At 57.3% G+C, this 22,009-nt stretch carries 23 protein-coding genes and 2 tRNA genes; 17 read left to right on the top strand and 8 right to left on the bottom strand.

Features of this window, described 5'->3' with window-relative positions; translation table 11 throughout:
- Positions 1–77: 77 nt before the first annotated feature.
- A tRNA-Thr gene (locus tag HQ945_RS04915) sits at positions 78–152 on the bottom strand.
- Positions 153–308: 156 nt separating this feature from the next.
- Here HQ945_RS04915 and HQ945_RS04910 point away from each other — a divergent pair.
- The 9 genes from HQ945_RS04910 (at position 309) to yacG (ending at position 6,012) form a co-directional block, all read left to right on the top strand.
- Positions 309–506, top strand: coding sequence for a hypothetical protein (locus HQ945_RS04910; protein WP_113279796.1), 198 nt, complete (start codon positions 309–311; stop codon positions 504–506).
- Positions 507–619: 113 nt separating this feature from the next.
- Entirely contained in the window at positions 620–1,909 is a 1,290-nt protein-coding gene (gene murA / locus HQ945_RS04905; RefSeq protein ID WP_027230313.1) for a UDP-N-acetylglucosamine 1-carboxyvinyltransferase, read from the top strand.
- Between the two features lie 152 nt (positions 1,910–2,061).
- Complete coding sequence (locus HQ945_RS04900; RefSeq protein WP_091919773.1) at positions 2,062–2,499, top strand: DUF2948 family protein; 438 nt, start codon at positions 2,062–2,064, stop codon at positions 2,497–2,499.
- Between the two features lie 20 nt (positions 2,500–2,519).
- On the top strand, positions 2,520–3,812 hold the full coding sequence (hisD, locus tag HQ945_RS04895; protein ID WP_113279797.1) for a histidinol dehydrogenase: 1,293 nt from the start codon (positions 2,520–2,522) through the stop codon (positions 3,810–3,812).
- Between the two features lie 7 nt (positions 3,813–3,819).
- Positions 3,820–4,305 (top strand): UPF0262 family protein, encoded by a 486-nt coding sequence (locus tag HQ945_RS04890; RefSeq protein WP_027230310.1) that lies wholly within the window; start codon positions 3,820–3,822, stop codon positions 4,303–4,305.
- Between the two features lie 62 nt (positions 4,306–4,367).
- Positions 4,368–4,790 carry an arsenate-mycothiol transferase ArsC gene (locus tag HQ945_RS04885; RefSeq protein WP_051614812.1) on the top strand — a complete coding sequence of 141 codons (423 nt, stop codon included), beginning with the start codon at positions 4,368–4,370 and terminating at the stop codon, positions 4,788–4,790.
- A gap of 126 nt (positions 4,791–4,916) precedes the next feature.
- On the top strand, positions 4,917–5,135 hold the full coding sequence (infA, locus tag HQ945_RS04880; RefSeq protein WP_008122731.1) for a translation initiation factor IF-1: 219 nt from the start codon (positions 4,917–4,919) through the stop codon (positions 5,133–5,135).
- A gap of 32 nt (positions 5,136–5,167) precedes the next feature.
- Positions 5,168–5,794 (top strand): Maf-like protein, encoded by a 627-nt coding sequence (locus tag HQ945_RS04875; protein ID WP_091919769.1) that lies wholly within the window; start codon positions 5,168–5,170, stop codon positions 5,792–5,794.
- Between the two features lie 14 nt (positions 5,795–5,808).
- Positions 5,809–6,012, top strand: a complete 204-nt coding sequence (yacG, locus tag HQ945_RS04870; RefSeq protein ID WP_091921417.1) for a DNA gyrase inhibitor YacG — start codon at positions 5,809–5,811, stop codon at positions 6,010–6,012.
- Here the strand turns inward: yacG and HQ945_RS04865 are convergent, their stop codons facing one another.
- The gene (locus HQ945_RS04865) at positions 6,013–7,098 is read right to left on the bottom strand and encodes a Gfo/Idh/MocA family protein (RefSeq protein ID WP_113279798.1); all 1,086 of its coding nucleotides are present in this window, start codon (positions 7,096–7,098) and stop codon (positions 6,013–6,015) included.
- A 193-nt stretch (positions 7,099–7,291) separates the two neighbouring features.
- Between HQ945_RS04865 and HQ945_RS04860 the strand changes: the two genes are divergently transcribed.
- A tRNA-Phe gene (locus HQ945_RS04860) sits at positions 7,292–7,367 on the top strand.
- 274 nt (positions 7,368–7,641) lie between these two features.
- Here the strand turns inward: HQ945_RS04860 and HQ945_RS04855 are convergent.
- The 3 genes from HQ945_RS04855 to HQ945_RS04845 all read right to left on the bottom strand — a co-directional run bounded on the left by HQ945_RS04855 (position 7,642) and on the right by HQ945_RS04845 (position 10,251).
- Positions 7,642–8,364: a hypothetical protein gene (locus tag HQ945_RS04855; RefSeq protein ID WP_113279799.1), complete on the bottom strand. Its 723-nt coding sequence runs from the start codon at positions 8,362–8,364 to the stop codon at positions 7,642–7,644.
- A gap of 46 nt (positions 8,365–8,410) precedes the next feature.
- A complete protein-coding gene (locus HQ945_RS04850) occupies positions 8,411–8,995 on the bottom strand; it encodes a hypothetical protein (protein WP_162737106.1) in 585 nt (194 codons plus the stop codon).
- A 215-nt stretch (positions 8,996–9,210) separates the two neighbouring features.
- Positions 9,211–10,251, bottom strand: a complete 1,041-nt coding sequence (locus tag HQ945_RS04845) for a glycosyltransferase family 2 protein (protein ID WP_113279801.1) — start codon at positions 10,249–10,251, stop codon at positions 9,211–9,213.
- Between the two features lie 553 nt (positions 10,252–10,804).
- Here HQ945_RS04845 and HQ945_RS04840 point away from each other — a divergent pair.
- The 5 genes from HQ945_RS04840 to HQ945_RS04820 all read left to right on the top strand — a co-directional run bounded on the left by HQ945_RS04840 (position 10,805) and on the right by HQ945_RS04820 (position 15,659).
- Complete coding sequence (locus HQ945_RS04840; protein ID WP_091919759.1) at positions 10,805–12,829, top strand: BTAD domain-containing putative transcriptional regulator; 2,025 nt, start codon at positions 10,805–10,807, stop codon at positions 12,827–12,829.
- 25 nt (positions 12,830–12,854) lie between these two features.
- On the top strand, positions 12,855–13,100 hold the full coding sequence (locus HQ945_RS04835) for a hypothetical protein (protein WP_091919752.1): 246 nt from the start codon (positions 12,855–12,857) through the stop codon (positions 13,098–13,100).
- A gap of 113 nt (positions 13,101–13,213) precedes the next feature.
- A complete protein-coding gene (locus HQ945_RS04830; protein WP_139217619.1) occupies positions 13,214–13,600 on the top strand; it encodes a hypothetical protein in 387 nt (128 codons plus the stop codon).
- Positions 13,601–13,662: 62 nt separating this feature from the next.
- On the top strand, positions 13,663–14,913 hold the full coding sequence (locus HQ945_RS04825) for a YcaO-like family protein (protein WP_162737107.1): 1,251 nt from the start codon (positions 13,663–13,665) through the stop codon (positions 14,911–14,913).
- Between the two features lie 8 nt (positions 14,914–14,921).
- A complete protein-coding gene (locus HQ945_RS04820; protein ID WP_113279804.1) occupies positions 14,922–15,659 on the top strand; it encodes a TfuA-like protein in 738 nt (245 codons plus the stop codon).
- Positions 15,660–16,100: 441 nt separating this feature from the next.
- Here the strand turns inward: HQ945_RS04820 and HQ945_RS04815 are convergent, their stop codons facing one another.
- The 3 genes from HQ945_RS04815 to HQ945_RS04805 form a co-directional block, all read right to left on the bottom strand.
- Positions 16,101–16,334: a hypothetical protein gene (locus HQ945_RS04815; RefSeq protein ID WP_139202545.1), complete on the bottom strand. Its 234-nt coding sequence runs from the start codon at positions 16,332–16,334 to the stop codon at positions 16,101–16,103.
- 665 nt (positions 16,335–16,999) lie between these two features.
- Complete coding sequence (locus HQ945_RS04810) at positions 17,000–17,482, bottom strand: hypothetical protein (RefSeq protein ID WP_027230299.1); 483 nt, start codon at positions 17,480–17,482, stop codon at positions 17,000–17,002.
- Positions 17,483–17,502: 20 nt separating this feature from the next.
- Complete coding sequence (locus HQ945_RS04805; protein ID WP_113279806.1) at positions 17,503–18,315, bottom strand: helix-turn-helix transcriptional regulator; 813 nt, start codon at positions 18,313–18,315, stop codon at positions 17,503–17,505.
- A 670-nt stretch (positions 18,316–18,985) separates the two neighbouring features.
- Here HQ945_RS04805 and HQ945_RS04800 point away from each other — a divergent pair.
- Positions 18,986–19,882, top strand: coding sequence for a hypothetical protein (locus HQ945_RS04800; RefSeq protein WP_091950397.1), 897 nt, complete (start codon positions 18,986–18,988; stop codon positions 19,880–19,882).
- Positions 19,883–19,980: 98 nt separating this feature from the next.
- Positions 19,981–22,005, top strand: coding sequence for a hypothetical protein (locus HQ945_RS04795; protein ID WP_174207695.1), 2,025 nt, complete (start codon positions 19,981–19,983; stop codon positions 22,003–22,005).
- Positions 22,006–22,009: the final 4 nt, after the last annotated feature.

The following is a 22,009-nucleotide window of genomic DNA, read 5'->3' as shown; positions in this document are numbered from 1 at the left end:
TTCCAGCGACTGCAATCGTCAACAAGTTTCTAAGCCAATAAAGGAGGGAAGGATGTGGGAGTTGATGAGCGATTCGCTGGTGCTGCGAGAGAGGATTGAACTCTCGACCTCTCCATTACCAATGGAGTGCTCTACCACTGAGCTACCGCAGCCGATTTGCGAACGCGGCGGACTTCTGCCATATCATTGGTGAAATCGCAAGCAAGCAATCGCAATCTTTTTGCACCCGATTATCCATAAGGCGCCTAAGCCACGTCTGCTTGTGGATAAATTGGCACCTTATTCGTCCGGGATATGTGGGACAGGACATGAATTCGTCGTCGAAAAACCCGAATCGCGAACAATCAAGTCGCGAGAAGCGACGCTCGGATGAGCTTCGCGCCAATCTTGCACGGCGCAAGCAACAGGCGCGTTCGCGCCGCGCCGGCGCCGCCGACGACCGGGACGAGGGGATTGTCGCGGCCGCGGAAAAACCTGCCGGTTCCTCCAAAGGGGACCATGATTGACCGGAAACCGGTCATAAGCCTTTCTTGAACCATTCCGTGGGATGGTTTACAGCAACCGGCTCCGCATGGGGCTCAAACGTTAGGACGGGGACTTTCCCGCGAAAGTGATAGATATGGATCGCATCAAGATTGTTGGTGGTAACAAGCTCAACGGCGTCATTCCGATTTCCGGCGCGAAGAATGCGGCCCTGCCGCTGATGATCGCCTCGCTGTTGACCGATGATACGCTGACGCTCGAAAATGTCCCGCATCTCGCCGATGTCGAACAGCTGATCCGCATCCTCGGCAATCATGGCGTTGACTATTCCGTCAACGGCCGGCGCGAGCGCCAGGACGGCGCCTATTCCCGCACCATTCATTTCAGCGCCCGCCATATCGTCGATACGACAGCTCCCTATGAACTCGTCTCGAAAATGCGCGCGAGCTTCTGGGTGATCGGCCCGCTGCTCGCCCGCATGGGCACCGCCACCGTATCGCTGCCGGGTGGATGTGCCATCGGCACGCGTCCGGTCGATCTTTTCATCGATGGCCTGCGGGCGCTCGGCGCCAACATCGAAATCGAGAACGGCTACGTCAAGGCAACTGCGAAAGGCGGCCTCGTCGGCGCGCGCTTTGCCTTCCCCAAGGTTTCCGTCGGCGCGACCCACGTGCTGATGATGGCGGCGACGCTCGCCAAGGGCGACACGATCATCGAAAATGCCGCGCAGGAGCCAGAAGTCGTCAATCTTGCGGACTGCCTCAATGCGATGGGCGCCAAGGTCAGTGGCGCCGGGACGGCGACGATCACCATCGAGGGCGTCACCAGCCTTTCGGGCGCGCGCGTCCGCGTCATCCCTGATCGCATCGAGACCGGCACCTATGCGATGGCCGTTGCCATGACCGGCGGCGACGTCATCCTTGAAGGCGCCGACGCGAACCTCCTGCAGGCGGCCCTGACGACGCTTGGCCAGGCAGGTGCAGAAATCTCCGAGACAAATTCCGGCCTGCGCGTCGTTCGCAATGGCCACGGCATCATGCCCGTCGATGTGACGACGCAGCCGTTCCCAGGTTTCCCCACCGATCTGCAGGCGCAGTTCATGGGTCTGATGACCAAGGCGAAGGGAACGTCGCACATTACCGAGACGATCTTCGAAAACCGCTTCATGCACGTCCAGGAACTGGCGCGCCTCGGTGCCAGGATTTCCCTTTCAGGCCAGACGGCCAAGATCGAGGGTGTCGACCGGCTGAAGGGCGCACCCGTCATGGCGACCGACTTGCGTGCCTCCGTGTCCTTGGTCATCGCTGGCCTTGCCGCCGAGGGCGAAACGGTCGTCAACCGCGTCTATCACCTCGATCGCGGCTTCGAGCGGCTCGAGGAGAAGCTCACCCGTTGCGGCGCCGAGGTTCAACGCATCAGCGACTAGGCGTCGCGATCGGTGGCGCAGGGTCTCGATCCGAACTCGCTCCGGATTTTGCCAAGTCTGTAATTCCATTTGTCCGCACTTTCCTCTAACAGGAAAGGGTGTGCGGCGCCGGGACGGTGCCGCGCCTCGGTTAAGCTGTGCATAGGGTAGACATGGACACTTTGAAACTCATCGCGCTCGATGAGGAAGACCTGCAGATTCTTTCCGCGCATCTGCAGGATTCCGTGCTCAAGGTGAGCGATATCGATTACCTTGCCGCCGAGAAAAAGCTCGTTCTCGCCGTCAATCGCTTCGTCTGGGAACTCGCCGCCGACGGCAAGCGCCATCGCAGCTTCGAGCGTCGCCGGACGGCCGTCCTTTTTGATCGCGTCATGAGCGTCAAGGCCACGGGGATCGATCGCAAGTACAAGGATGACATCCTGTCGCTGCTGGCGATCCGCTTTATCGTCGGCGACGCGCCGTCGGGCGAGGTCGAGCTGACCTTTGCCGCCGGCAAGGCCTTGCGGGTCGAAGTCGAGGCCATCGAGGCGCAACTCACCGACCTTGGCGGCGCCTGGGAGACCCCGTTCAAGCCCGACCACGATGCCTGACGGGCAAAGGAGCAATTGACGTGGCCATTGTCCTCAAGCAGTCGCAACCGGATTTCGAGGCGGCGTTTTCTGCCTTCCTTGCCACCAAGCGCGAGGTCTCGGAAGATGTGGACCGCGCGGCTGCCGAGATCATTCAGCGCGTGCGCGCCGACGGTGACGCGGCGCTGATCGAATATTCCCGGCGTTTCGATCGCATCGATCTCGCAACGCATGGCATTGCAATTTCGCCGGCCGAGATCGATGCCGCGGTTGCCTCGGCGCCGGCAGTGACCGTGGAAGCGCTGACGCTCGCCCGCGACCGTATTCACTCCCACCACGCGCGCCAGCTGCCCAAGGACGATCGCTACACGGATGAGCTCGGGGTCGAACTCGGCTCGCGCTGGACCGCTGTCGAATCGGTTGGGCTCTATGTTCCAGGCGGCACCGCGAGCTACCCGAGCTCGGTGTTGATGAATGCCGTTCCGGCCAAGGTCGCCGGCGTCGAGCGCGTCGTCATGGTTGTGCCGTCCCCGGATGGCAAGCTCAATCCGCTCGTCCTTGTTGCCGCGCGGCTTGCGGGCGTTTCGGAAATATATCGCGTCGGCGGCGCGCAGGCGATCGCAGCGCTCGCCTATGGCACCGAGACGATCGCGCCTGTGGTCAAGATCGTCGGTCCGGGCAACGCCTATGTGGCTGCGGCCAAGCGCCGTGTCTTCGGCACGGTCGGCATCGATATGATTGCTGGTCCATCGGAGGTGCTGATACTTGCCGACAAGGAGAATGATCCGGAATGGATCGCGGCTGACCTTTTGGCCCAGGCCGAACATGACAGCGCCGCGCAGTCGATCCTCATCACCGACGACGCCGCTTTCGGCGAAGCTGTCACTGCAGCGGTCGAGCGGCAACTCCTTGCCCTGCCGCGCCGGGAGACCGCGAGCGCGAGCTGGCGCGATTTCGGCGCCGTGATTCTGGTAGACGATCTCGAAGCCTCGCTCCCCCTCGTCAACCGGATCGCCGCCGAACACCTCGAGATTGCCACGGCCGAGCCGGAAAAATTGCTCGCAGGCGTGCGCAATGCCGGCGCGATCTTCGTCGGCCGTCATACGCCCGAAGTCATCGGCGATTATGTCGGGGGCTCGAACCATGTGTTGCCAACGGCGCGGTCGGCACGCTTTTCGTCCGGTCTTTCAGTGCTTGACTATATGAAGCGAACCTCCATCCTGAAGCTTGGCGCCGATCAGTTGCGCGTACTGGGCCCGGCCGCAATCGAGCTTGCGCGCGCGGAAGGACTTGATGCGCATGGCAGATCGGTAGCGATCCGGTTGAACCTTTAGGACGATAATGACAGCAACGGGCGATACCGATGCACGGCTGATCGATGTGGAACTGGACGAGACGATCGGCCGTTCGACACCGGATGTCGAGCATGAGCGTGCCGTCGCGATCTTCGATTTGATCGAGGAGAACAGTTTTCGTCCCGTAAACGACGAGGGTCCCGGGCCGTACCGTCTCAAGTTGTCGCTGGTCGAATCGCGGCTGATCTTCGCGATCGCGCGCGAAAACGGCGACGATGTCGTTACGCACATCCTGTCGCTGACGCCGCTCCGCAAGGTGGTCAAGGACTACTTCATGATCTGCGAAAGCTATTACGAAGCCATTCGTTCGGCGAGCCCGAGCAAGATCGAAGCGATCGACATGGGGCGGCGCGGCCTGCACAATGAGGGCTCGCAGACGCTGATGGATCGCCTGAGCGGCAAGATCGAGGTGGATTTTGATACCGCGCGCCGCATCTTCACCTTGGTTTGTGTGCTGCATTGGCGGGGATAGGCGAACCGACGCCCGTCGGTCCGGACCAGTTGCCGGACGATGAAGGGCCCGCCAAATCCGCGATGCCAGGCGCGGTGCTGTTCATCTGCGGTCAGAATTCAATCCGCTCGCCCATGGCAGAGGCGCTTGCGCGCAGCCTCCTGCCTTCTTCCGTCTATGTTGCCTCCGCAGGCGTCGAGAAGGGCGAGCCCGATCATTTCGTCGATGAAGTTCTGGCGGAGATCGGCCTCAAGCGCATTGCTGTTCAGCCGCGGACCTTCGAGGAACTGGAGGATCATTATTTTGACCTCATCATTACATTGTCGCCCAAGGCGCACCATATGGCACTTGAGTTGACCCGGACGACGTCAGTGCATGTCGAATATTGGCCGACGCCCGATCCGACGCTCGTACGCGGGCGCCGCACCCAGATTCTCGATGCCTATCGCGACGTGCGCAACAACCTGAAACGCCACATCGAGGAACGTTTCAAGGCGGCGAACTGACCCGCCAAACCCTTGCGTGCATTTGCTGAACTCCGTTGTTCACAAATGGCGCGCAATACTATAGGTTCCGCCCAAAATTGCGGTCGAGCACGACCACAAATTGCCCTTTCGGAGATAGAACTACGCATGGCGAAAGAAGAAGTACTAGAATTTCCCGGCCTCGTGACGGAACTGCTGCCCAACGCGATGTTTCGCGTCAAGCTTGAAAACGATCATGAAATCATCGCCCACACGGCAGGCCGCATGCGCAAGAACCGCATCCGCGTTCTCGCCGGCGACAAGGTCCTTGTCGAAATGACTCCCTACGATCTGACCAAGGGTCGCATCACCTACCGCTTCAAGTAATCGGCCCGGACCCGTCCGCAGGAAATGCCTTGATGAGCGATCAGCCAAAATTCGTTCTTGCATCAGGTTCGCCGCGTCGTCTTGCCCTGCTGGGCCAGATCGGCATCGAACCTGACCGCCTGCTGCCTGCCGACGTGGACGAGACGCCGCTGCGCGCCGAACACCCGCGCTCGCTGGCACGCCGCCTGTCCCGCATCAAGGCGGAGCGGATCGCCGAGGAGTTGAAGGGCGATGCCGAGTTCGGTGAAGCCTATATCATCGCCGCCGATACGGTGGTCGCCGTAGGACGGCGCGTCCTGCCGAAGGCCGAAATCCTCGATGACGCCACCGCCTGCCTTCGCCTTCTCTCCGGCCGCTCCCACCGCGTCTATACCGGGCTTTGCCTGATCACGCCGAAGGGCAAGCAGCGCCAGGACCTCATCGAGACGCGCGTACGCTTCAAGCGTCTTTCGCGCGAGGAACTGGAGAGTTATCTTGCGTCAGGCGAATGGCGCGGCAAAGCCGGCGGCTACGCCATCCAGGGCCTCGCCGGAGGTTTCGTCGTCAAGCTGGTCGGCTCCTACAGCAATGTGGTCGGCCTGCCGCTCTATGAGACTGCGAGCCTCTTGCATGGCGAAGGCTACCCCGTCTATGCCAATTGGCAGAATTCAGGTCATTGAGGGGATCGGATCCCGTGACTGACGAAAACAAGAGCACAGCCAAGGTCATGCCGCTTCGGCCGACGCGTCCTTGCCCCGAATGCAAGCGCCCGTCGCACCGCGAACATTATCCGTTCTGTTCGGCGCGCTGCCGCAATGTCGACCTCAACCGCTGGTTGACCGGCGCCTATGTGCTGCCGGCGGTCGAAAGCGCCGACGACAGCGACAGTGAGGATTGATCAGAGCTTTATGATGCGCTGTGTTGCCGGCTGCGACAGCACGATGTTGACGGCGCGAAGGGCATTGATGCTGTCGGCAAGCGGCATGAGTTCAGCGCCCGTCTTGCCGGCCCGTATGGCCGCCATGACCGCCATTGTCTGAAATTGCAGACCTGTGCCTGAGAAGGGGTGATCTTCGACAGCCCGCCCGGGAATAGGCAGCCGGGCGAGGAGGTTGCCGAGGACGCCGCGCGTTGCCGGCAGGGGCCCGAATGGCGGCGTCAGCGCAAAGCCATGAAAGGTGGTCAGGCTGCGCGCGCCGGTAAATGGCGCGTCGATCCGGATCGCGCCTTTGGCGCCTTCAATGACGAAGTGATTGGCTCCATCCTCATCGAGGCCTGAGGATAGCCTGGCTTCCGCCTCATCGTAGTGCAGAGCAATTTCGCAGCGCATATCCACGCCGTTGGGCGCGGCGTGCCAGAGGCCGGAGACCTTCTGCGGCTGGCCCAGGAGATGCATGGCGAGCGAAACGCAATCGGTGCCGAAGGTGAGCCCGGCGCCGCCGCCGAGCGAGCGGTTGAAGAACCGGCTTTCGGCGTCGAAGGCGTGCAATACCGACAGCTCGGCTGTGATCCGCCGTACCGCACCTATTTCGCCGGCATCGACCTTCTTCTTGGCCGCAATCACAGCGGGCAGGAAGCGCGCCGAGGCCGCTTCCATTGCAAGGATATTGCCGCGTGTGGCTTCGCGCTGGATAACGTCGGCTTCCGTGTGCGAAGGGGCGAGGGGCCTATCGATCAGCACCGGCTTGCCCGAACGCAGCGCCTTCAGCGCCTGTGCGAGATGCAGCGAGCTTGGTGTTGCGATGTAGACGGCGTCGATGGCGGGATCTGCGATGAACGAATCAAGGTCGGCATAGGCGTGTGCGCTGCCGAAAGTCTCGCGGAATTTTTCAGCGCTGGAGAGCATTCTCGAGTGATTGGCGACGAGCGCCGCATCGGGAAGCAGCGAAAGATCGGACGCGAAACGCCGGGCGCTCTCCCCGCTGCCAATAATTCCCCAGCCAAAGGCCCCAGCCTTGGCGGACTTCTCCCCCGTCTCAACCATATGTTGCGAATCCCGTCTCCGATGCCATCAACAAACGCATCAATGCATGCCCTTTGCAAGAGGCAGAAAAACGGCAAAAAATTCGCGAGTTGATGCTGGACAGGATGATTTTTAGTGTTATAACCCACGCGCTTCTGACGGAAAGCCAACCCCGTCCACAAGCTTTGCCGGACAACGGAAAAAGCCCTGAAGTGCCCAGATAGCTCAGTTGGTAGAGCAGCGGATTGAAAATCCGCGTGTCCGTGGTTCGAATCCGCGTCTGGGCACCACTTTTCTCTCGTTATCGTTCTAGATCAATGCTTTAGAACGCACTTTTGTCTCGGCGTATTTCGTTCGTCAAAAAGTGGGGCACTTGTTTCAATTTCTGACGGTCTTTTGAAGCGACCAAAAGCAAGGTCTGCTAGCACCTTCTGGCATTTCGCTACCACGTAGCTGTCGTGCTGCATTCGGTAGATAGGTTTCTTCAATAAGTTAACCATATTGCGAAATTGATCCGAGGTGCTGCAAGCGAAAGACACCAGGGCGGCGAGACGGTACTGGAGCCTATTTAATGATCCAATGTTCGATCAGTGTGCGATTGGCGGACATAATCGGGCGCCATTGGGCCAGGGCATCGTAAGGAAAGCGGCCTTTGATCAAAAGTTGCAAATCACTTAGGTAAATATAGTATATGCAAGTCGGATTGAGCGTGTCCGGAGAGCATTCCAAGCGAATTTCCTCGCGCGGATCGGCCAAGCGAACGTAGTCTTCCGTTTTTACTGCGGGATTGCTGCCGGCCTCGAGATCGATGACGCGCAGGAGTCCATTCACTTCGGGTCTCAGAAGAAAGCGATTGTCATAAACACCCAACCAGGTGAAAAGCCAGCTCGAGGGCAACTTATGCTTGGCATAATCCGCGTCCGTGGCCCGCTTAACAAAGAGTGCCTGGACTATATAGTCATCGGGACCGGGTTTCGGATGCCCATCCTCCTGAATCCGGAAATAGGCCAACCCGTAAGGGTCTTTTTTTGGCGCCCTTAGATCGGGCATCCAGAAGTTGAAGCTAAAGACATCCCGCAACGGCTGGCAGTTCACTTTTTCGGGAAGGGCAAAGCCGTAATAGCCGTAAGGTATTGCAAATGCCGGGCCATCCACGAGCTTGAATTTGACCAGGTAGTCGGGATCGATCGGCAAGGAGCGCGTCTTCGTGTCGTTGGGCGGGACCGGCTTGCAAGGATATTCGTCAGATAAGGTGGCCGTCGCCCATACGAGCGTGACAATGGCCAATAACATTCGTCCACATCTGGACGCGGCAGCCACGATATCGTGCCTTCTATTCTCCAAGCGGCCAAAACCTTTCGAATGTCTCGTCAAGTCGCTTTCTTAAGTCTGCGGATGTCTGGATTCTAAAGACTAGTCCGCTTGACCTTCGCCCAGTGTCGGAATCCACAGGGTTCGCGTCATATTTCCGGCTTGCTTCTATGGGTATCAACGCTCCAGCTTTTGTATCGATAATGAGAAAATACGTCGTTCCAACGGGTTTTATTGACGCGAGATTAACCTCGCGGCATTGCACCGACATCAGGCACAAATCGTGGCTCAATTGGTCGCACTCGGTTTTTTTAAAAGTCTTTGAGGCTTCAATCTGGCGGAGTGCTTCTGTGAACTTTAGGCGGCGACTTTCGGCAAAATAATCCTTGGGGACTGGACCGAACATAAACGACGCGAACTCGGCTTCAAGAAAGCGTGCGAAGACCTCTTTGGTCGGAGTATCATAGGTCCGACAGAGAATCTGTTTCCCGCCCAGTTCTTTGATTGCCGCCGACCGATCGCCACACGCCGATAGCAGGATGCACGCTGCTGCAAGTGGTAAATAAAGAAAGCGCCCACGCGATCGAACCGTATATGCAGAATCCATCGACCAGTCCCCATGGGCGCCGAGGGAATCCAAGCATAAAATGTTGCGAAGTAACAATTCTACTTTGTGCTAACTGCCTTTATGACTTCCCTGAAAAGCTCGCGTCTGGGCACCACTTCTCGTGTGAACCCCCGATTTACGAACCAATCCACGCCAATGTCGTGGCAAAACCGAGTGTCTCCCCGCGAATGACCCTATGACCGGCTGCTCCAGTACTATGCTGTGCGGCGCAAATCCAGCATGAAACCGCGTTCGACGAGGTCTTCGGAACCGGTGAAGCGCAATGACCCGGGGTAGGCGAGCGAGAAGTCTTCAGAAAAATGCGGGGAGGCGAGAATGGCGCCGTAATGGGCGCCGCCATCGGCATGGCCGCCAACTTCGACGATCTTGCGAAATTCGTCGATGGAGTCGGATGAAAAGCGGTAGTGCAGCAGGACACCCGTGATCGGCGTGAAATTTCGCATCGACGGTGCCGGTCCATGGATGCTTCCGAGGCGGTAATGCGTTGCGTCATCGACCCACAGCAATGGAAACTTCGACAGGCGCATGTCGCGCCCGAACAGACGTTGCCGCGGCCCGCCACGCAGCGCATTGCCGTAGCGCTCATGCTTGACCGTGTAGCCATCCCCATCGAAGTGGGAGGAGACCTCGAAAGGCCATTTGCTGCCATCATCGACGAAAACGCCGCTGCTGAGCGCGCCCGCCGGATAGATGTCGATCATCGGGCAATGCGCCCGCGACATGCCGGCGCGTTCAAGATCGCCGATAAAATCGCGGATCGAGCGGCTCTCCGAGCCCGGAAAGACTAAAAATTCGTCGGCGTCGAGCGACAGGTACCAGCGATTGCGGCCATATATGTCGAAGAAAGCATCGCGCCAGTCCTTGCCGCGATCGGTATCCTTGTACTCGAACTCCGAACTGAAGAGATCGACGTCCGGCTGGTTGGAAAGCGCCGCGGTGGTACCATCCACCGAGCGGTCGTCGATAATGATAAAGCGGGTGACGCCGAGCGAGCGGTAATAGCGCAGGAACGAACGGATGTAGTTGTTGGCGTTCCTGACGACGCAGATCGCCGGTATATCGTGTTCCAACAGCGGATGGTGCGGCCCGGATTGCCGCACAAGCTTCGGGTCGTTCACGCGAACCCCGATTTTGGATTTCGCGTGCCGAAAGTAGGATTTCAGCTTCCGGACGACAGGCACGCTCCCCTGCTTGTGCCAATCGGCAGTGCTTTTGACAGGGTATTTGAAACTCATGCTGGTCCGATCCTCTGTCCCGCCTTCAACTACGCGAAACCAGAAATTGCAAGCGCAATCTTTATCGGTGGAACCTTTGGATAGTTGCAGGGTTTCCCTTTGCGCACGGAAGAGCCCGCAAGCTAACCGCCGGATCCGGTAGCGCTTTCGCTCGTTATCAGGCGCTTGGATGAGCAAAGTTTTACAATCGTACGAAAGCTTGGGGTTGAAAGAAACCGGTTTCACTTTGGCAAATGAATATTTGCGGTTGCAGTATTATTGTCATATAAACCCGCCATTGTCGGGTAGAGCCGCGCTGTCACTGATTTAGTCCACACGGGGCCTTTACGGGCGAACCTGCTGGGAAATCAGGGCGGTTAGGAGAAATTCATCAAAGAAATTGGGCTGGAATCAGGGAAACCTTAATTCCTATTTATTAGACTTTTGTCGTAGAGACCCTATAGTGAACTACTTCAAGCTATAGTAGAGTTAGCTTATAAGAAGCATGGCAACAACTACGGCAACAGGGCAACGGCATACAGAAAAGCAAATAAAATCTGGGGTTTAGCATAGAATGAAACTGACGGTTTTTGGAGAGGCGACTGTTAGTCTGGGCGGCCAGCCTGTGCCGCGCGTCCCCGCAAATTTCCTTCGCATCGTCGTCTATCTGCTGCTCGTCAATGCCAGCCATTCCGTCTCGCGCGGCAAGCTCTCGCAGGTGCTTTGGTCCGATACTGATCAGGCCCATGCATCGATGAACCTGAGGCAAAGTCTCGCCCGCATCCGCAAGTTCCAGGAACAGTACGGCCTGAACCTTATTCAGGGCGATGCAACCTACGTCTACCTGAACCTGTCGCAGGTGAAGGCGGAGTTGTTGAGCATCGACCTACTTGAATACATCAACAATGCGCGCCGGGGCGATATCGAATCCGTCCTTGCCCTTTGCGAGCTCTACAAGGGCGATCTGCTTGCGCCCAACGAGCCGCAGAATTCCGATTTCGACGAGTGGCTCGACATCGAGCGCGTGCGCCTGCGCGACGACATGATCACGATGCTGCTCGGCATGGTCAACCAGCCTGTCGGCGTCAGCATCGATGAAAAGCGCCAATGTGCGCGCAAGCTCATCGAGATCGACCCCTACCAGGAGGTCGGCTACCGCACCCTGATGCAGACCGCCTCGCAACTCGGCCTCATCGCCAAGGTGGAGCGCACCTTCCGCGAATGTACCAAGCGCCTGCGCGACGATCTCGACGTCGATCCCGAAGAAGAAACCGTCGAACTTTACCAGCAACTCCTGCCCAAGCTTTCGCCCGCAACGACCCGCAGCCTGATCCTCCCGCTTGCGCCACAGCCCTCCAACGGCAATGGCCTGGAAATCCAGACGCCGCGCGCAATGCAGGCCAAACATCAGATCGAACAGAACAAGCAGGTGGGCCTGCCGCGGCTGATGGTGCTCTATATGCACCACAATGCCGCCGATCCCATGGAGCAGCTTGCCGCCTCGCTGGTCGACGACATCACCATCGGCCTTTGCCGCCTGCGCACAATCTCCGTGCTCGCGCCCTATACCTCGGCACGGGTGGTCACCGAATCGCCGATCGAGAGTTTCGGTGGGCTGAACGATCAGTTCGGCGTCAACTATGTGGTCGACAGCAAGATCACCCGGCGCGATGGCTTCTGCTTCCTCTCGGTCAAGCTTGTCGATGTGGCGACACAGGAAATCGTCTGGGCCGAGAAGCAGAAGTTCGATTATGTCCTGCCCGAGCAGCAATATCGCCAGCTTTCGATCCGTATCATCCTCTCGGTCGTCTCGGTCATCGAGAAGTCGGAACTCGACCGCTACAACCGCCTGTTCCAGGATCCAAACGCCTATTACTGGTATCTGGTCGGTAAGCGCGATTTCGAAAAGCTCGATCTGTCGAAGCTGCGCCAAGCGCGCCAGTCGTTCAAGAACGCGCTGACCGCCTCTGCGGATTTCGTGCCGGCGCTGAGCGGCATTGCCCGCACGATGCAACGCGAGTGGCTCGTTCTGGCACGAAGCGACAAGGATATCCTTATCGAAGGCGAAAAGGTTGCAAAGCGCGCGGCTCCTGCTGATCCTGACGACGAGCGCCCCTTGCGCGAACTCGGCACGATCAGCATGTATCTCGGCAAGTTCGACGAGAGCCTGGAATATTTCGACCAGGGATCAACGATAAATCCCCAGCACGCTGACCTTCTTGCCGACTACGCGGATGCGCTCACCCACTATGGTGCACTCGAAGAAGCCTTGGAGAAAATCCGGCAGGCCCTGGCCCATAACCCCCTGGCTCCCGACTATTACTACTGGGTAGGTGGAGGTGCTCTACACAGTCTGGATCGTCATGTGGAAGCGATCGATCTGTTGGAACAAATGAAAAACCCCCGGGCGGCCGCACGTCTGCTTGCAGCTTGCTGGGCAATGCTGGGTGAGAAAGAGAAAGCAGAGCAGTATCGAAAATATGCTCTGGAAGACAATCCCGGCTTTCGTATCGAGGAATGGACTAGGAGTGTCTGCCTTAGACTCCCGGCTCATCTAAAAAAATATGAGGCATCCCTGCGAGAAGCAGGTTTTCAGTAATCCCCCTAGCGTAAGGAACGCGTGCATGGCCAAATATTTCATCGTGGGCGAAGCTGGCAGTAAAGATCTGTGGCTGATCAATCTGGAGGAACGCCGGATCGAGCCATTCACAGAGGCTGCATTGGAGAGCTTTGAAGGCGCAGACGCCTCCTTTATTCGAACTGTGAACAAGGCCAGAAGCCACGGCATTGCAATGATTAAGGGTGTAGACGTTGCGATTGCGTCCGATAATCGTAATGAGGCATCTGCTATGATGTTGATTGACGAATAGCCAAAAGTATAAGGATAAAAAGATATAAGGCGAGTTTACTCGCTCTTCTTGATCTCCCATAGAATCAGAGTAGTTTTGCCATGTGGGCTCTCCTTCATAGAAAGGTAATTCGCATGGCAAAGTATCAAATCGTAGATGATCCGGAAACAAACAATCTCTGGCTCGTAAACTTGGACACACATACCGCTGAGTATCTTGATCGCGATCTGATTGGATCGCTTGGTTTGGCGGGTCAGGAATTTCTGAGTTCAATCAATAGGATCGCCGGCATGACGCCGGGGTGTACCGGTCGCAATGATGCGTCCGATCGAGCCCTGTCGTTCGACAAGAGAAGCGATGCGTCTGATCGAGCCCTATTCTTCGATAACAGGAGCGATACCTCTGACCACGCATTGTCATTTGACCGCCGAAGCGACGCCTCAGATCGTATGTTTTCCTTCGATGGCCTTTCCAATGCGTCCGATCGATCGATCTCTACACATCACGCAGGGTTGAACTGACGAGAACGGCATTCGGAGTTGATTTGTGTTGAATGCGTAATGTGCGGCCAGATGGAGTTGCAATGAAACCATTGGCCGGGGTTCGCGATCGGTTGGCGGCTGACGAAGCAAGGCTTCGCACCGCCTTCCGCGCCGGCGAACCATCCTCCACGCGCCTGATCGATGCGGATGCGACGGTAAATCGTTTGCGTCCGCATTTTTCTGCGCTCGGCATCGTGCGCATGGCCGAGGTCACCGGCCTCGATCGCATCGGCATTCCCGTGTGGATGGCTGTGCGGCCCAACAGCCGCACCCTCGCCGTCAGCCAGGGCAAGGGCGTTACCGCGGCCCACGCCCGCGCCTCGGCGGTCATGGAAGCGGCGGAAATCGCCATAGCCGAAAACATTCCGGTGGCTTCCTTTGCCGCCAGCCGCCGCGCCTTGCGCGATGCTGGCCACGATGTCTTTGACGGGCGCATGCTGCTGATGCGCGGCGCGGACGAGGCCGGCCCCGACGAGACCGATCATTGGCTCGAAGGTTACGATCTTCTGAAGGACAGTCCGGTATTCGTGCCGCGCGAACTGGTGACACTCGATTTCACGGCGGAACGGCAGTCCTTCCACTATTGCCAGTCGACCGACGGCCTTGCTTCCGGCAATTGCCTGCTCGAGGCGGTGATTCACGGGCTTTGTGAGCGCGTCGAACGTGACGCCACCGAACTGTGGCGCTTCCAGCGCGATGCCGGCGTTCATGCGCGCTGTGTCGATCCCGCGGTTTTTGCCGATGCCGGCATCGACTGGATGGCCGAGCGCATCGCGGCGGCAAATTTCGTCCTGCGGCTCTTCAACACGACATCCGATATCGGCCTGCCGGTGTTCATGGCGACGATCAGCCCCGCCACCCAGCACGGAACCTATCTGCATTTCGACCTCGCCGCCGGCTATGGCTGCCATTTGTCGCCGCGCGTTGCCGCCATGCGCGCCATCACCGAGGCGGCGCAGACCCGCATCACCAATATTTCCGGCGCGCGCGACGATTTCGACCCGTCGGAATATCACCAGCGCCTCGCACCCGACCTTGCCGTCTACATACATGCGACGCCTTCGGACCATTGGCGTTTCGAGGAGCCGGAGCCGCATGCGCGCGCCAGCCTCGAAACCTATCTCGAACCGCTGCGTCGATGCGGCATCGGCAGCGTCATCGCCGTGCCGCTCGGCGGCGAAGCCTATGGCATGTCGGTCTGCCGCGTGCTCGTGAATGAGCTTGAAAGTCCCGCCGGCACGCGCAAGCACCGTTTCGGCGGGCGTGCCCTCAACGCCATGCTGCGGCAGTAGGAGGGGCGATGCAGGTTCTCTTTGCAGGTCCGAGCCTGTCCGGCACCAAATTCGTGCCGCTGAAAAGCGGCGAGGACAGGGTTCTCCCTGAATATGGCCTGACGTGCCGCGGCCCGGCGAAATGCGGCGACATTACCCATGCGGTCGATCAGGGCTTTGACGTCATTGCGCTCGTTGACGGACGCTTCGAGGATGTCGCGGCCGTCTGGCACAAGGAGATTCTGCACGCCCTCTCGGCCGGCGCGACGGTTTACGGCGCGGCGAGCATGGGTGCGCTGCGCGCAGCCGAGTGCCACCCCTTCGGCATGATCGGTATTGGTCATGTTTTCGAGCGCTATGCCCATGGCGGGCTCGAGGACGATGCGGCGGTCGCGCAGGTGCATGCGCCGGCCGAATTCGGCTATCTTGCCTTCAGCGAAGCCATGGTGACCGTCGACGCCACGCTCGACGCCGCACTCGCCGCTGGCTCCATTCGTCCGGACGAGCATGAGCTGATCCGCGCCAGGGCGGATGCAGTGTTCTTCAAGGAGCGCAGCTGGCGGCGCATCTTCGACGCTGTCGCTGCGGATATCGAAAATCCGGCTGACCGGCTGAAGCCGCATATGCGCAACATCAAGCGCGAGGATGCGGAAGCGCTGCTCGGCATCCTCTTGGAAGGCAAGCCTTCGGCTCCTGGAGACGTTTCTCCTGAATTTGCCGGATGGCGCTTCAACGCGACGACGCAGTGGCGCAAGCTTCGCGGCTGAAGGCTTCTATCTCCTGAAATGATAACTGGCGCAGTTCAAAGTGTTCGGGACAACACCGCCGGAAGCCGATATCGCATGAATGAATTCGGTCTAATTGCGCCTAGACCCAATTAATTATCCGAATCTGCGACTTTAGTCGCAAAAACGCGGTTTGAGTCACGCTTGCGTAACGGGAGCATTCATAGTCTCAACCCGTGGTCGCAAGTTTAACGCATGAAAACAAAACAAAAAAGCATTCAAGCGTGTGTGGGAGCAAGCGGGCAGTCAGTGGGGGACCTACGCCGGAATTCTATAGTATGCCAGTCAGAATTTCGGCGTAGCACCCCTGTCCCAGACCATAATCACTTCGATTCCATTCCAATCCCGACAGCGGGAAAATGCGCGTACCTCCAGGTGAACGCAGCAAATGTTGTGCGCTGAGGATTGTGATGGAAGATCTCACTATTTCGACTGTTCGTCCTCATCGCCGGCTGCAAGCCATTGCACGAGAATGGCCACGGACATAGGTCCGAGGTTCGGGATGAGCGTCAGGTCGAGCTGGCGCGCCCAGGCGCGTTCCGGCTCCCAGTCGGGAGCCATGTTCCATGGCGTGCCGCCATATTCGATCCACAAGGCATTGACGATCCGTGAATGCACTGTCTTGGATGGGCAGAAGTTTTGCAGGCGGTTACTCATGATACCCTTGGCATAATGTTGCGTGAAATTGCATTTTCTGTTCACTCGGTGGGCTTTAGGCCCGGTCGACATTCGCCGCGGAACGGGAAGTGCAACGACTGAACTCGTTGTCACGCATGGCCGGGTAAATTCCGGTCAGTACCACCAAGGACCCGTCAACGAGTCCGGCAATCGAAGCGATAGCGCGCCGTGTCTCTTCTTGATCCTGGCGTCGTATCGTCGTCTTTTTCCGCCGCTGTTTGTCCAGCGGTTCTGGCATGTGTGTCACGTTGCAGGCCCCCCAAAATGACCCTTTTCATTCTTGCCTGCGTCCTCCCCCACGGCGACGCAGAACGTTGCTTCATTCGTAGCCGCAGCTTTTAAGCGGCTCGACGTTTCTTTTTCCACAAAAAGAAGCGTCTCTGGTTGTTTAGTGTACAAATCGGAGAATTTTCGGATTTATATTTGAATATTAGCGGTTAGTCTTTATATTTCACGATTTCCTCAATCATTGTACCAAGAATAGGGTATAGTATATTGATATTTCGTCAATAATTAATAATGATTAACGGTGCCGTAAACGCCATAGCAATAACTACTAGAAATGATGCAAAACGAGGTTCCATGCCGCGTCGGCGACATGGGCCGGTGCACCGGGAATCACGATGGATGGAACTGGGGGCTCGTCATACCGGTATCCTGTACAGCTTGATGAACGCCCATATATCCCGATTAACTTCGATAATGGCGTCGATCGTTGCCTGGATGCGCTGAAGCTCCTGGTCGTCCAGGGCTTCGACCTTGCCGTATTTGAGGTTGTCGTCCATGTCGACGATGCGCATCAGCTGCGTCGATGTCAGCACGCCAGCCTCATCGAACGAATAGATGCAATGGTTGTATTTGTTCCGCAGCCGCTGTTCGCGCGACATACGCCCGGTGATCTCGAGCACTGCGGCCTTGGTTTCAGGCGGCGTCGAACTGATCTTCGCCAGCCGCTCGATCAGATCGATGCGGGCACGCGTCGTGTTCAACGTCAGGAAGATGACGGTCGCCGCTTCCTTGTTGGTGTCCAGCAGGTGGGCAATCAGGTAGATGAACAGGCTTTCGGTGTTCGTCCACGTGTAGTTCAGTTTGCCCACCAGCATCAGTACGTCATTGATGCGGGACATTTGCCTTGCCTCGGATTAGCTCAGACGGCCTGGCTCATCACATATGTGCTCTGCGGATGCTGGAGTGGTGCGCTATACCCTCTAAAAGGGGGCCGGGCCTCCTCCTGATCGATACTGTCGCGATAGATCGCGGCAGCCTGGGTCCGGTTATGGACGCGCAGCTTGCGGATGAGATTATGGACGTGCACCTTCACCGTGTGCTCCGACAGGGCCAGCCGATCCGCGATGATCTTGTTCTGCAGTCCTTCGGAAAGCAGTTCGAGGATCTGATGTTCGCGAATGGTCAGCGACTTCATCGGTCCGGCCGCGCTCTTCGCCTGGCCGTTCCCACCTTGCGACTTGGCAGGCGCTGTCTTTTCCATCGAGCGAACGATGGTCGACGGATAGTATTCACCGCCATTCAGCAGCAGCCATACGACTGCAAGCCAGATATCGAGCTTCAGGCTGAAGGGAAGCAATCCCTGAACCTGCTTGCTGTCGAAGAGTGTGTTGTATTCGTGAATGCCGGTGCTGTTTTCATCGATCATCAAAGTGATCGAAGCATGCGGAAAGCGATGCTTGCAACGTTCGACGCTGTCTGCGAGATCGAAGGCGAAGCCGGCATGAATAAGGACGAGACCTGTGTTCTCATCGAATTCTTCGGTTTCGTTGAGCTTGCTCGAAAGGCGGATCTTTAGATCAGGGAAGGTGCGTTCCAGTGATTGAACCAATCCCTGGAAAACCACTCCAGCTTCGGCATAGATAAAGATGCCGTTTCTGAATTTAGAGCCGTCTTCATTCTTCGCCCCATGATGTACATGGTCCGACCTGGTATGCGATATTGTTGCGCTCATAATAAGCCCCTACGCCCTTTTAGTGAGGGAAGTATTTTCCCTCCGGATTTGTTTGCTCTTATTGTTTTTTTATTCGGGTGAGTTCGTTTATTTAGTGTCGTTCTGCTCCCTGCGCCTCAACTATCCCTGTTGATTAAGGAAGGATTAATAAATCGTGCGTGACACGGCCGTGACCACCGAAAACTCAATAGTTTGTTGTGCCTAGCAGGAGGCGCGCTGAAAGGTGGAACTAGTGCGCGAAGGGCCACCTCGACAATAGGGACTAAGACCCGCCGGACGCCCTAATCCATGGCTCGCTCCACCTCTAAAAAGCTGCTCCGCGACGATGCTGAAAAGATTGCACTTTTTGATGAGCCTGCCAGCACCTTAGGTTGTGTGAAGTGGTAATCCCACCCCTAAACAGAATTGGTAGCTTAACCTTGGATGGCTTTGGGGCTAACCTTACAAGGCTTGCGCGACGTTTGTGTGTGGGGAAAACGCAAGTAAAAACTCTCGTGTAAAAAACAAAATCTATACCATTGGCAATAGCAATCCAGAAACACGCTGGTTTGTTATCATAATAACCGACGTCTGTTAAAATAAAAGACCAATGCGAGCTCGCATAAAAACCTCGTTGGAAATGCATAGAGGTTCTTGCTAGCTCCGAAAACAAAACATCGGAGGGCTTTTTATGAGTAACAGTAAGAACAACACCTACAATTTCCACCCAGGCGGCGATCCGTCAGCGACTGCAGATGCCGATGCGTCCGCTGTGGCCGCCGCGCTGGCCTTACAGTTGCAGGGGCAAGCCCAGGGGCAACTAGAGGCTCAAGGGCAAGGACAGGGACAGGGGCAAAGCCAAAGCCAGGATCAACATTCAAGTTCGGACAATTCGAACTGGAATGGCAACGGTAACCTCAACGGCAATGGTAACCTCAATGGCAATGGCAATCTGAATGCCAATGGCAATCTTAATGCCAACCTCAATGAAAGTGACAACCACAACGCAAATACCAACACCAACACGTCGGATACGGCCGTGCATGTCGATGTCGGTGTAAACCTGGATGGATATCTGCCAACCGACAACGACTTTGCAGATCTCGATCTGAGCCACACCAACTTCGACAACATGTTCATAACCGACTCGGGCAGTATCAACTTCGATCCAGGCAACGACGTTCACTTTTCGGACATCTTCAATGGCGCGTTTAACGGTGCGGGAACAAACACCGGATTCGCCATTAATCAGGTGGCCGATCTCGTCGACAACGATCAGCTCTCTCATGTCAGCCAAGACAACTCGGGCAGCGTAACGCTGGATGCAACCGGGGGCGCTGCTACAGCGGGCGATGGTATCGGAAGTGGTGCTGACGGTTGGGACAGCTGGTTCGGCAATCACGGCGGCGGCGCACATGCCGGCGACGATGTGGCTGGCTCCAGTGCGGCAAGTGCCGCAGCCAATCTGACATCAACAGCGTTCACGCAGGATATCGTTCTAGGCGCTAACCTGCAGCAAAACGCATTCGACGCTACCGTTATCAATGGAACCTACACGCATACCACCATCAGTGGTGACAGCGAGTAACGGTAACACGCAGGCAAACTGCCTGACATTGGTCTGCGCGAAATTTGCGCAGACCTCTTTGTCCAAAGGCAGATGCCGTGAATGTGGCGGGGACTGCAATGCTGGGTTTCAGTGATCAGATTTCAGAGTCAATTGCCCATTTCGTAGGTTATTTCCACACATCCATCGAAGCCGCGAGAGCGCGGCTGGAATACCGCGAATTCAAGATCACCCCCGACGCCGATCCGCATTTCAAAGACATTCTTGCAATCGATACACACGCGACTCCGCAATTGCCGCCGGTGTTCTCGGACACGCATATTGATTACACGCCGGTGCCATGGTCGCCGGTCGGCCTGCCATCGATGCCCTGGGTCGACGTCAATCTGGACGAAATCGAAATCGGGATGCACCGACTGCCGCACACGCCAACCCATCCGCACGGATCGGGTTCAGATGTCGCGCATGGGGTCGTGGAAGAGGGACCCTATTTCGGGTCCGGTGCCTCCGAGACGTCGATGGTCTTAAAGCAGACCAACCACATGCAGGACAACGACATCGTCATCATGGGCAACAAGATGCCGGTGAATCTCGATTTCACCGACGATGCTGGCTTCGCGCACCTGTCCTCGCAGGCATTCGCGGTCTCCGAATCCTTCACATCAGCGGCCGTTCCGGGCAACGGCGCCGAGGTCGCGCAGTTCTTTAACGATCAGCTTGGTTTCATCCATGCGGCAGCGACAGGACCGCTTGCGGCGACACCGGGTGTCACGGTTATTACAGGACCGGCCATTGACGGCCTGTTTGTCAATGGCGAGCAGGTGACGAGCGCGCCGGGCATCAGCCAATCGCTTCCGGATTTCATCAAGGCGACGGACCATGACGCGGCACAACCCACCATTGTGTCGAGCCAATCCATATTGACCGATGGTTCGGACCTTGCGGGTTCGGTGACCGTTCAGGCCGGCGCGAACCTTATGGTCAACCAAGTCGTCCTCACGAGCCTTGATGCGATAAGCGGGCATTTCGCGGTGGCCGGCAATCATTATCGCATCGATGCGATCGTGCAGACCAATGCCTATAGCGACAGCGATACGTTCGAGAACGGTTTCGCGGGACAGCAATCCCTGTGCCAGCCTTCCACCAACGCGATGAACATCGCCAACTTCGTGCATCAGGCGGATAGTACCGGCGGAACGCCAGCATCGTCCGGCGATACGACGCACCTTCCGCAGAACTGGCAAATCACCGTCATCAATGGCGATCTCCTGCAGATGAACTGGATCTCCCAGTACAGCTTCATCTCCGACAATGACATGCATGTGCTCAACGCGACCGGTTCCTATACGACGATCACCACCGGCGCGAACATGTCGATGAACACTGCAACCTTCGCCGAACTGTGCAACACCTACGATCTCGTCATGATCGGTGGGCACTATTACGACGGCAATTTCATCTTCCAGACGAATATTCTGTTCGACAACGACACCCTGACCACGGGCGGTGCAGCTGGCGCAAATAACGGCAAGCTTTCGACCAGTGACAACCTGTTGTGGAATGCCGCCAGTATTCAGAGTGGCGACGCGACCAACTGGGTTACGGGGATACCGCAGCATTATCAGGACGCACTCACAGGACTTGCCAGCGGCAACTACAAAATGCCGGATGGTTTTGGCAGCGACCCGAACTTTCACGGCATCGAGGGTCTCCGCGCGCTCTATATCACCGGGAGCGTCTACGATCTCAATTATGTCGAGCAGGTGAATATTCTCGGCGATTCCGACTATGTCGCGCATTACGAGGATTCACTTCTTGCCGCAACATCGAACACGCAATGGGACATCAGCACGGGTTCCAATGCATTGGTGAATATCGCGGCCATCGTCGACCACGACACCCACGGCACCGGGCTGTCCTATGTCGGCGGCGCGCTCTATTCCGATGCCATTCTGATCCAGGCTGAAATCATCGGATCACAGCCGCCAAGCACAGGGCCGGGTCAGGGACAGCCTTTGGCCAACGAGGTCGTAGCATTCCTCGATCACGACGCAGACGCTTCGACGCCGGCAGACCATTCGACATCCATTCACGTACCCGACACCAGCCACTCAGTCGATGTCATGCAGACGGTCCTCTCGTAAGAAC

Origin of the sequence: Phyllobacterium pellucidum, assembly GCF_013327855.1 — a bacterium.
Classification (GTDB): domain Bacteria; phylum Pseudomonadota; class Alphaproteobacteria; order Rhizobiales; family Rhizobiaceae; genus Phyllobacterium; species Phyllobacterium pellucidum.
The sequence above is the reverse complement of the archived record's forward strand: the minus strand, read 5'-3'. Positions and strand labels throughout refer to the sequence as shown.

Bases quoted from the DNA above. Each gene is read 5' to 3' on its own strand.
- HQ945_RS04815 (WP_139202545.1), bottom strand. From the start codon at position 16,334: ATGAGTAACCGCCTGCAAAACTTCTGCCCATCCAAGACAGTGCATTCA.
- HQ945_RS04845 (WP_113279801.1), bottom strand. From the start codon at position 10,251: ATGAGTTTCAAATACCCTGTCAAAAGCACTGCCGATTGGCACAAGCAG.
- HQ945_RS04825 (WP_162737107.1), top strand. From the start codon at position 13,663: ATGAAACCATTGGCCGGGGTTCGCGATCGGTTGGCGGCTGACGAAGCA.
- murA (WP_027230313.1), top strand. From the start codon at position 620: ATGGATCGCATCAAGATTGTTGGTGGTAACAAGCTCAACGGCGTCATT.
- HQ945_RS04850 (WP_162737106.1), bottom strand. From the start codon at position 8,995: ATGGATTCTGCATATACGGTTCGATCGCGTGGGCGCTTTCTTTATTTA.
- HQ945_RS04900 (WP_091919773.1), top strand. From the start codon at position 2,062: ATGGACACTTTGAAACTCATCGCGCTCGATGAGGAAGACCTGCAGATT.
- infA (WP_008122731.1), top strand. From the start codon at position 4,917: ATGGCGAAAGAAGAAGTACTAGAATTTCCCGGCCTCGTGACGGAACTG.
- HQ945_RS04805 (WP_113279806.1), bottom strand. From the start codon at position 18,315: ATGAGCGCAACAATATCGCATACCAGGTCGGACCATGTACATCATGGG.
- HQ945_RS04875 (WP_091919769.1), top strand. From the start codon at position 5,168: ATGAGCGATCAGCCAAAATTCGTTCTTGCATCAGGTTCGCCGCGTCGT.
- HQ945_RS04800 (WP_091950397.1), top strand. From the start codon at position 18,986: ATGAGTAACAGTAAGAACAACACCTACAATTTCCACCCAGGCGGCGAT.
- HQ945_RS04865 (WP_113279798.1), bottom strand. From the start codon at position 7,098: ATGGTTGAGACGGGGGAGAAGTCCGCCAAGGCTGGGGCCTTTGGCTGG.
- HQ945_RS04810 (WP_027230299.1), bottom strand. From the start codon at position 17,482: ATGTCCCGCATCAATGACGTACTGATGCTGGTGGGCAAACTGAACTAC.
- HQ945_RS04840 (WP_091919759.1), top strand. From the start codon at position 10,805: ATGAAACTGACGGTTTTTGGAGAGGCGACTGTTAGTCTGGGCGGCCAG.
- HQ945_RS04890 (WP_027230310.1), top strand. From the start codon at position 3,820: ATGACAGCAACGGGCGATACCGATGCACGGCTGATCGATGTGGAACTG.
- HQ945_RS04830 (WP_139217619.1), top strand. From the start codon at position 13,214: ATGGCAAAGTATCAAATCGTAGATGATCCGGAAACAAACAATCTCTGG.
- HQ945_RS04910 (WP_113279796.1), top strand. From the start codon at position 309: ATGAATTCGTCGTCGAAAAACCCGAATCGCGAACAATCAAGTCGCGAG.
- HQ945_RS04795 (WP_174207695.1), top strand. From the start codon at position 19,981: ATGCTGGGTTTCAGTGATCAGATTTCAGAGTCAATTGCCCATTTCGTA.
- HQ945_RS04885 (WP_051614812.1), top strand. From the start codon at position 4,368: ATGCCAGGCGCGGTGCTGTTCATCTGCGGTCAGAATTCAATCCGCTCG.
- HQ945_RS04835 (WP_091919752.1), top strand. From the start codon at position 12,855: ATGGCCAAATATTTCATCGTGGGCGAAGCTGGCAGTAAAGATCTGTGG.
- HQ945_RS04820 (WP_113279804.1), top strand. From the start codon at position 14,922: ATGCAGGTTCTCTTTGCAGGTCCGAGCCTGTCCGGCACCAAATTCGTG.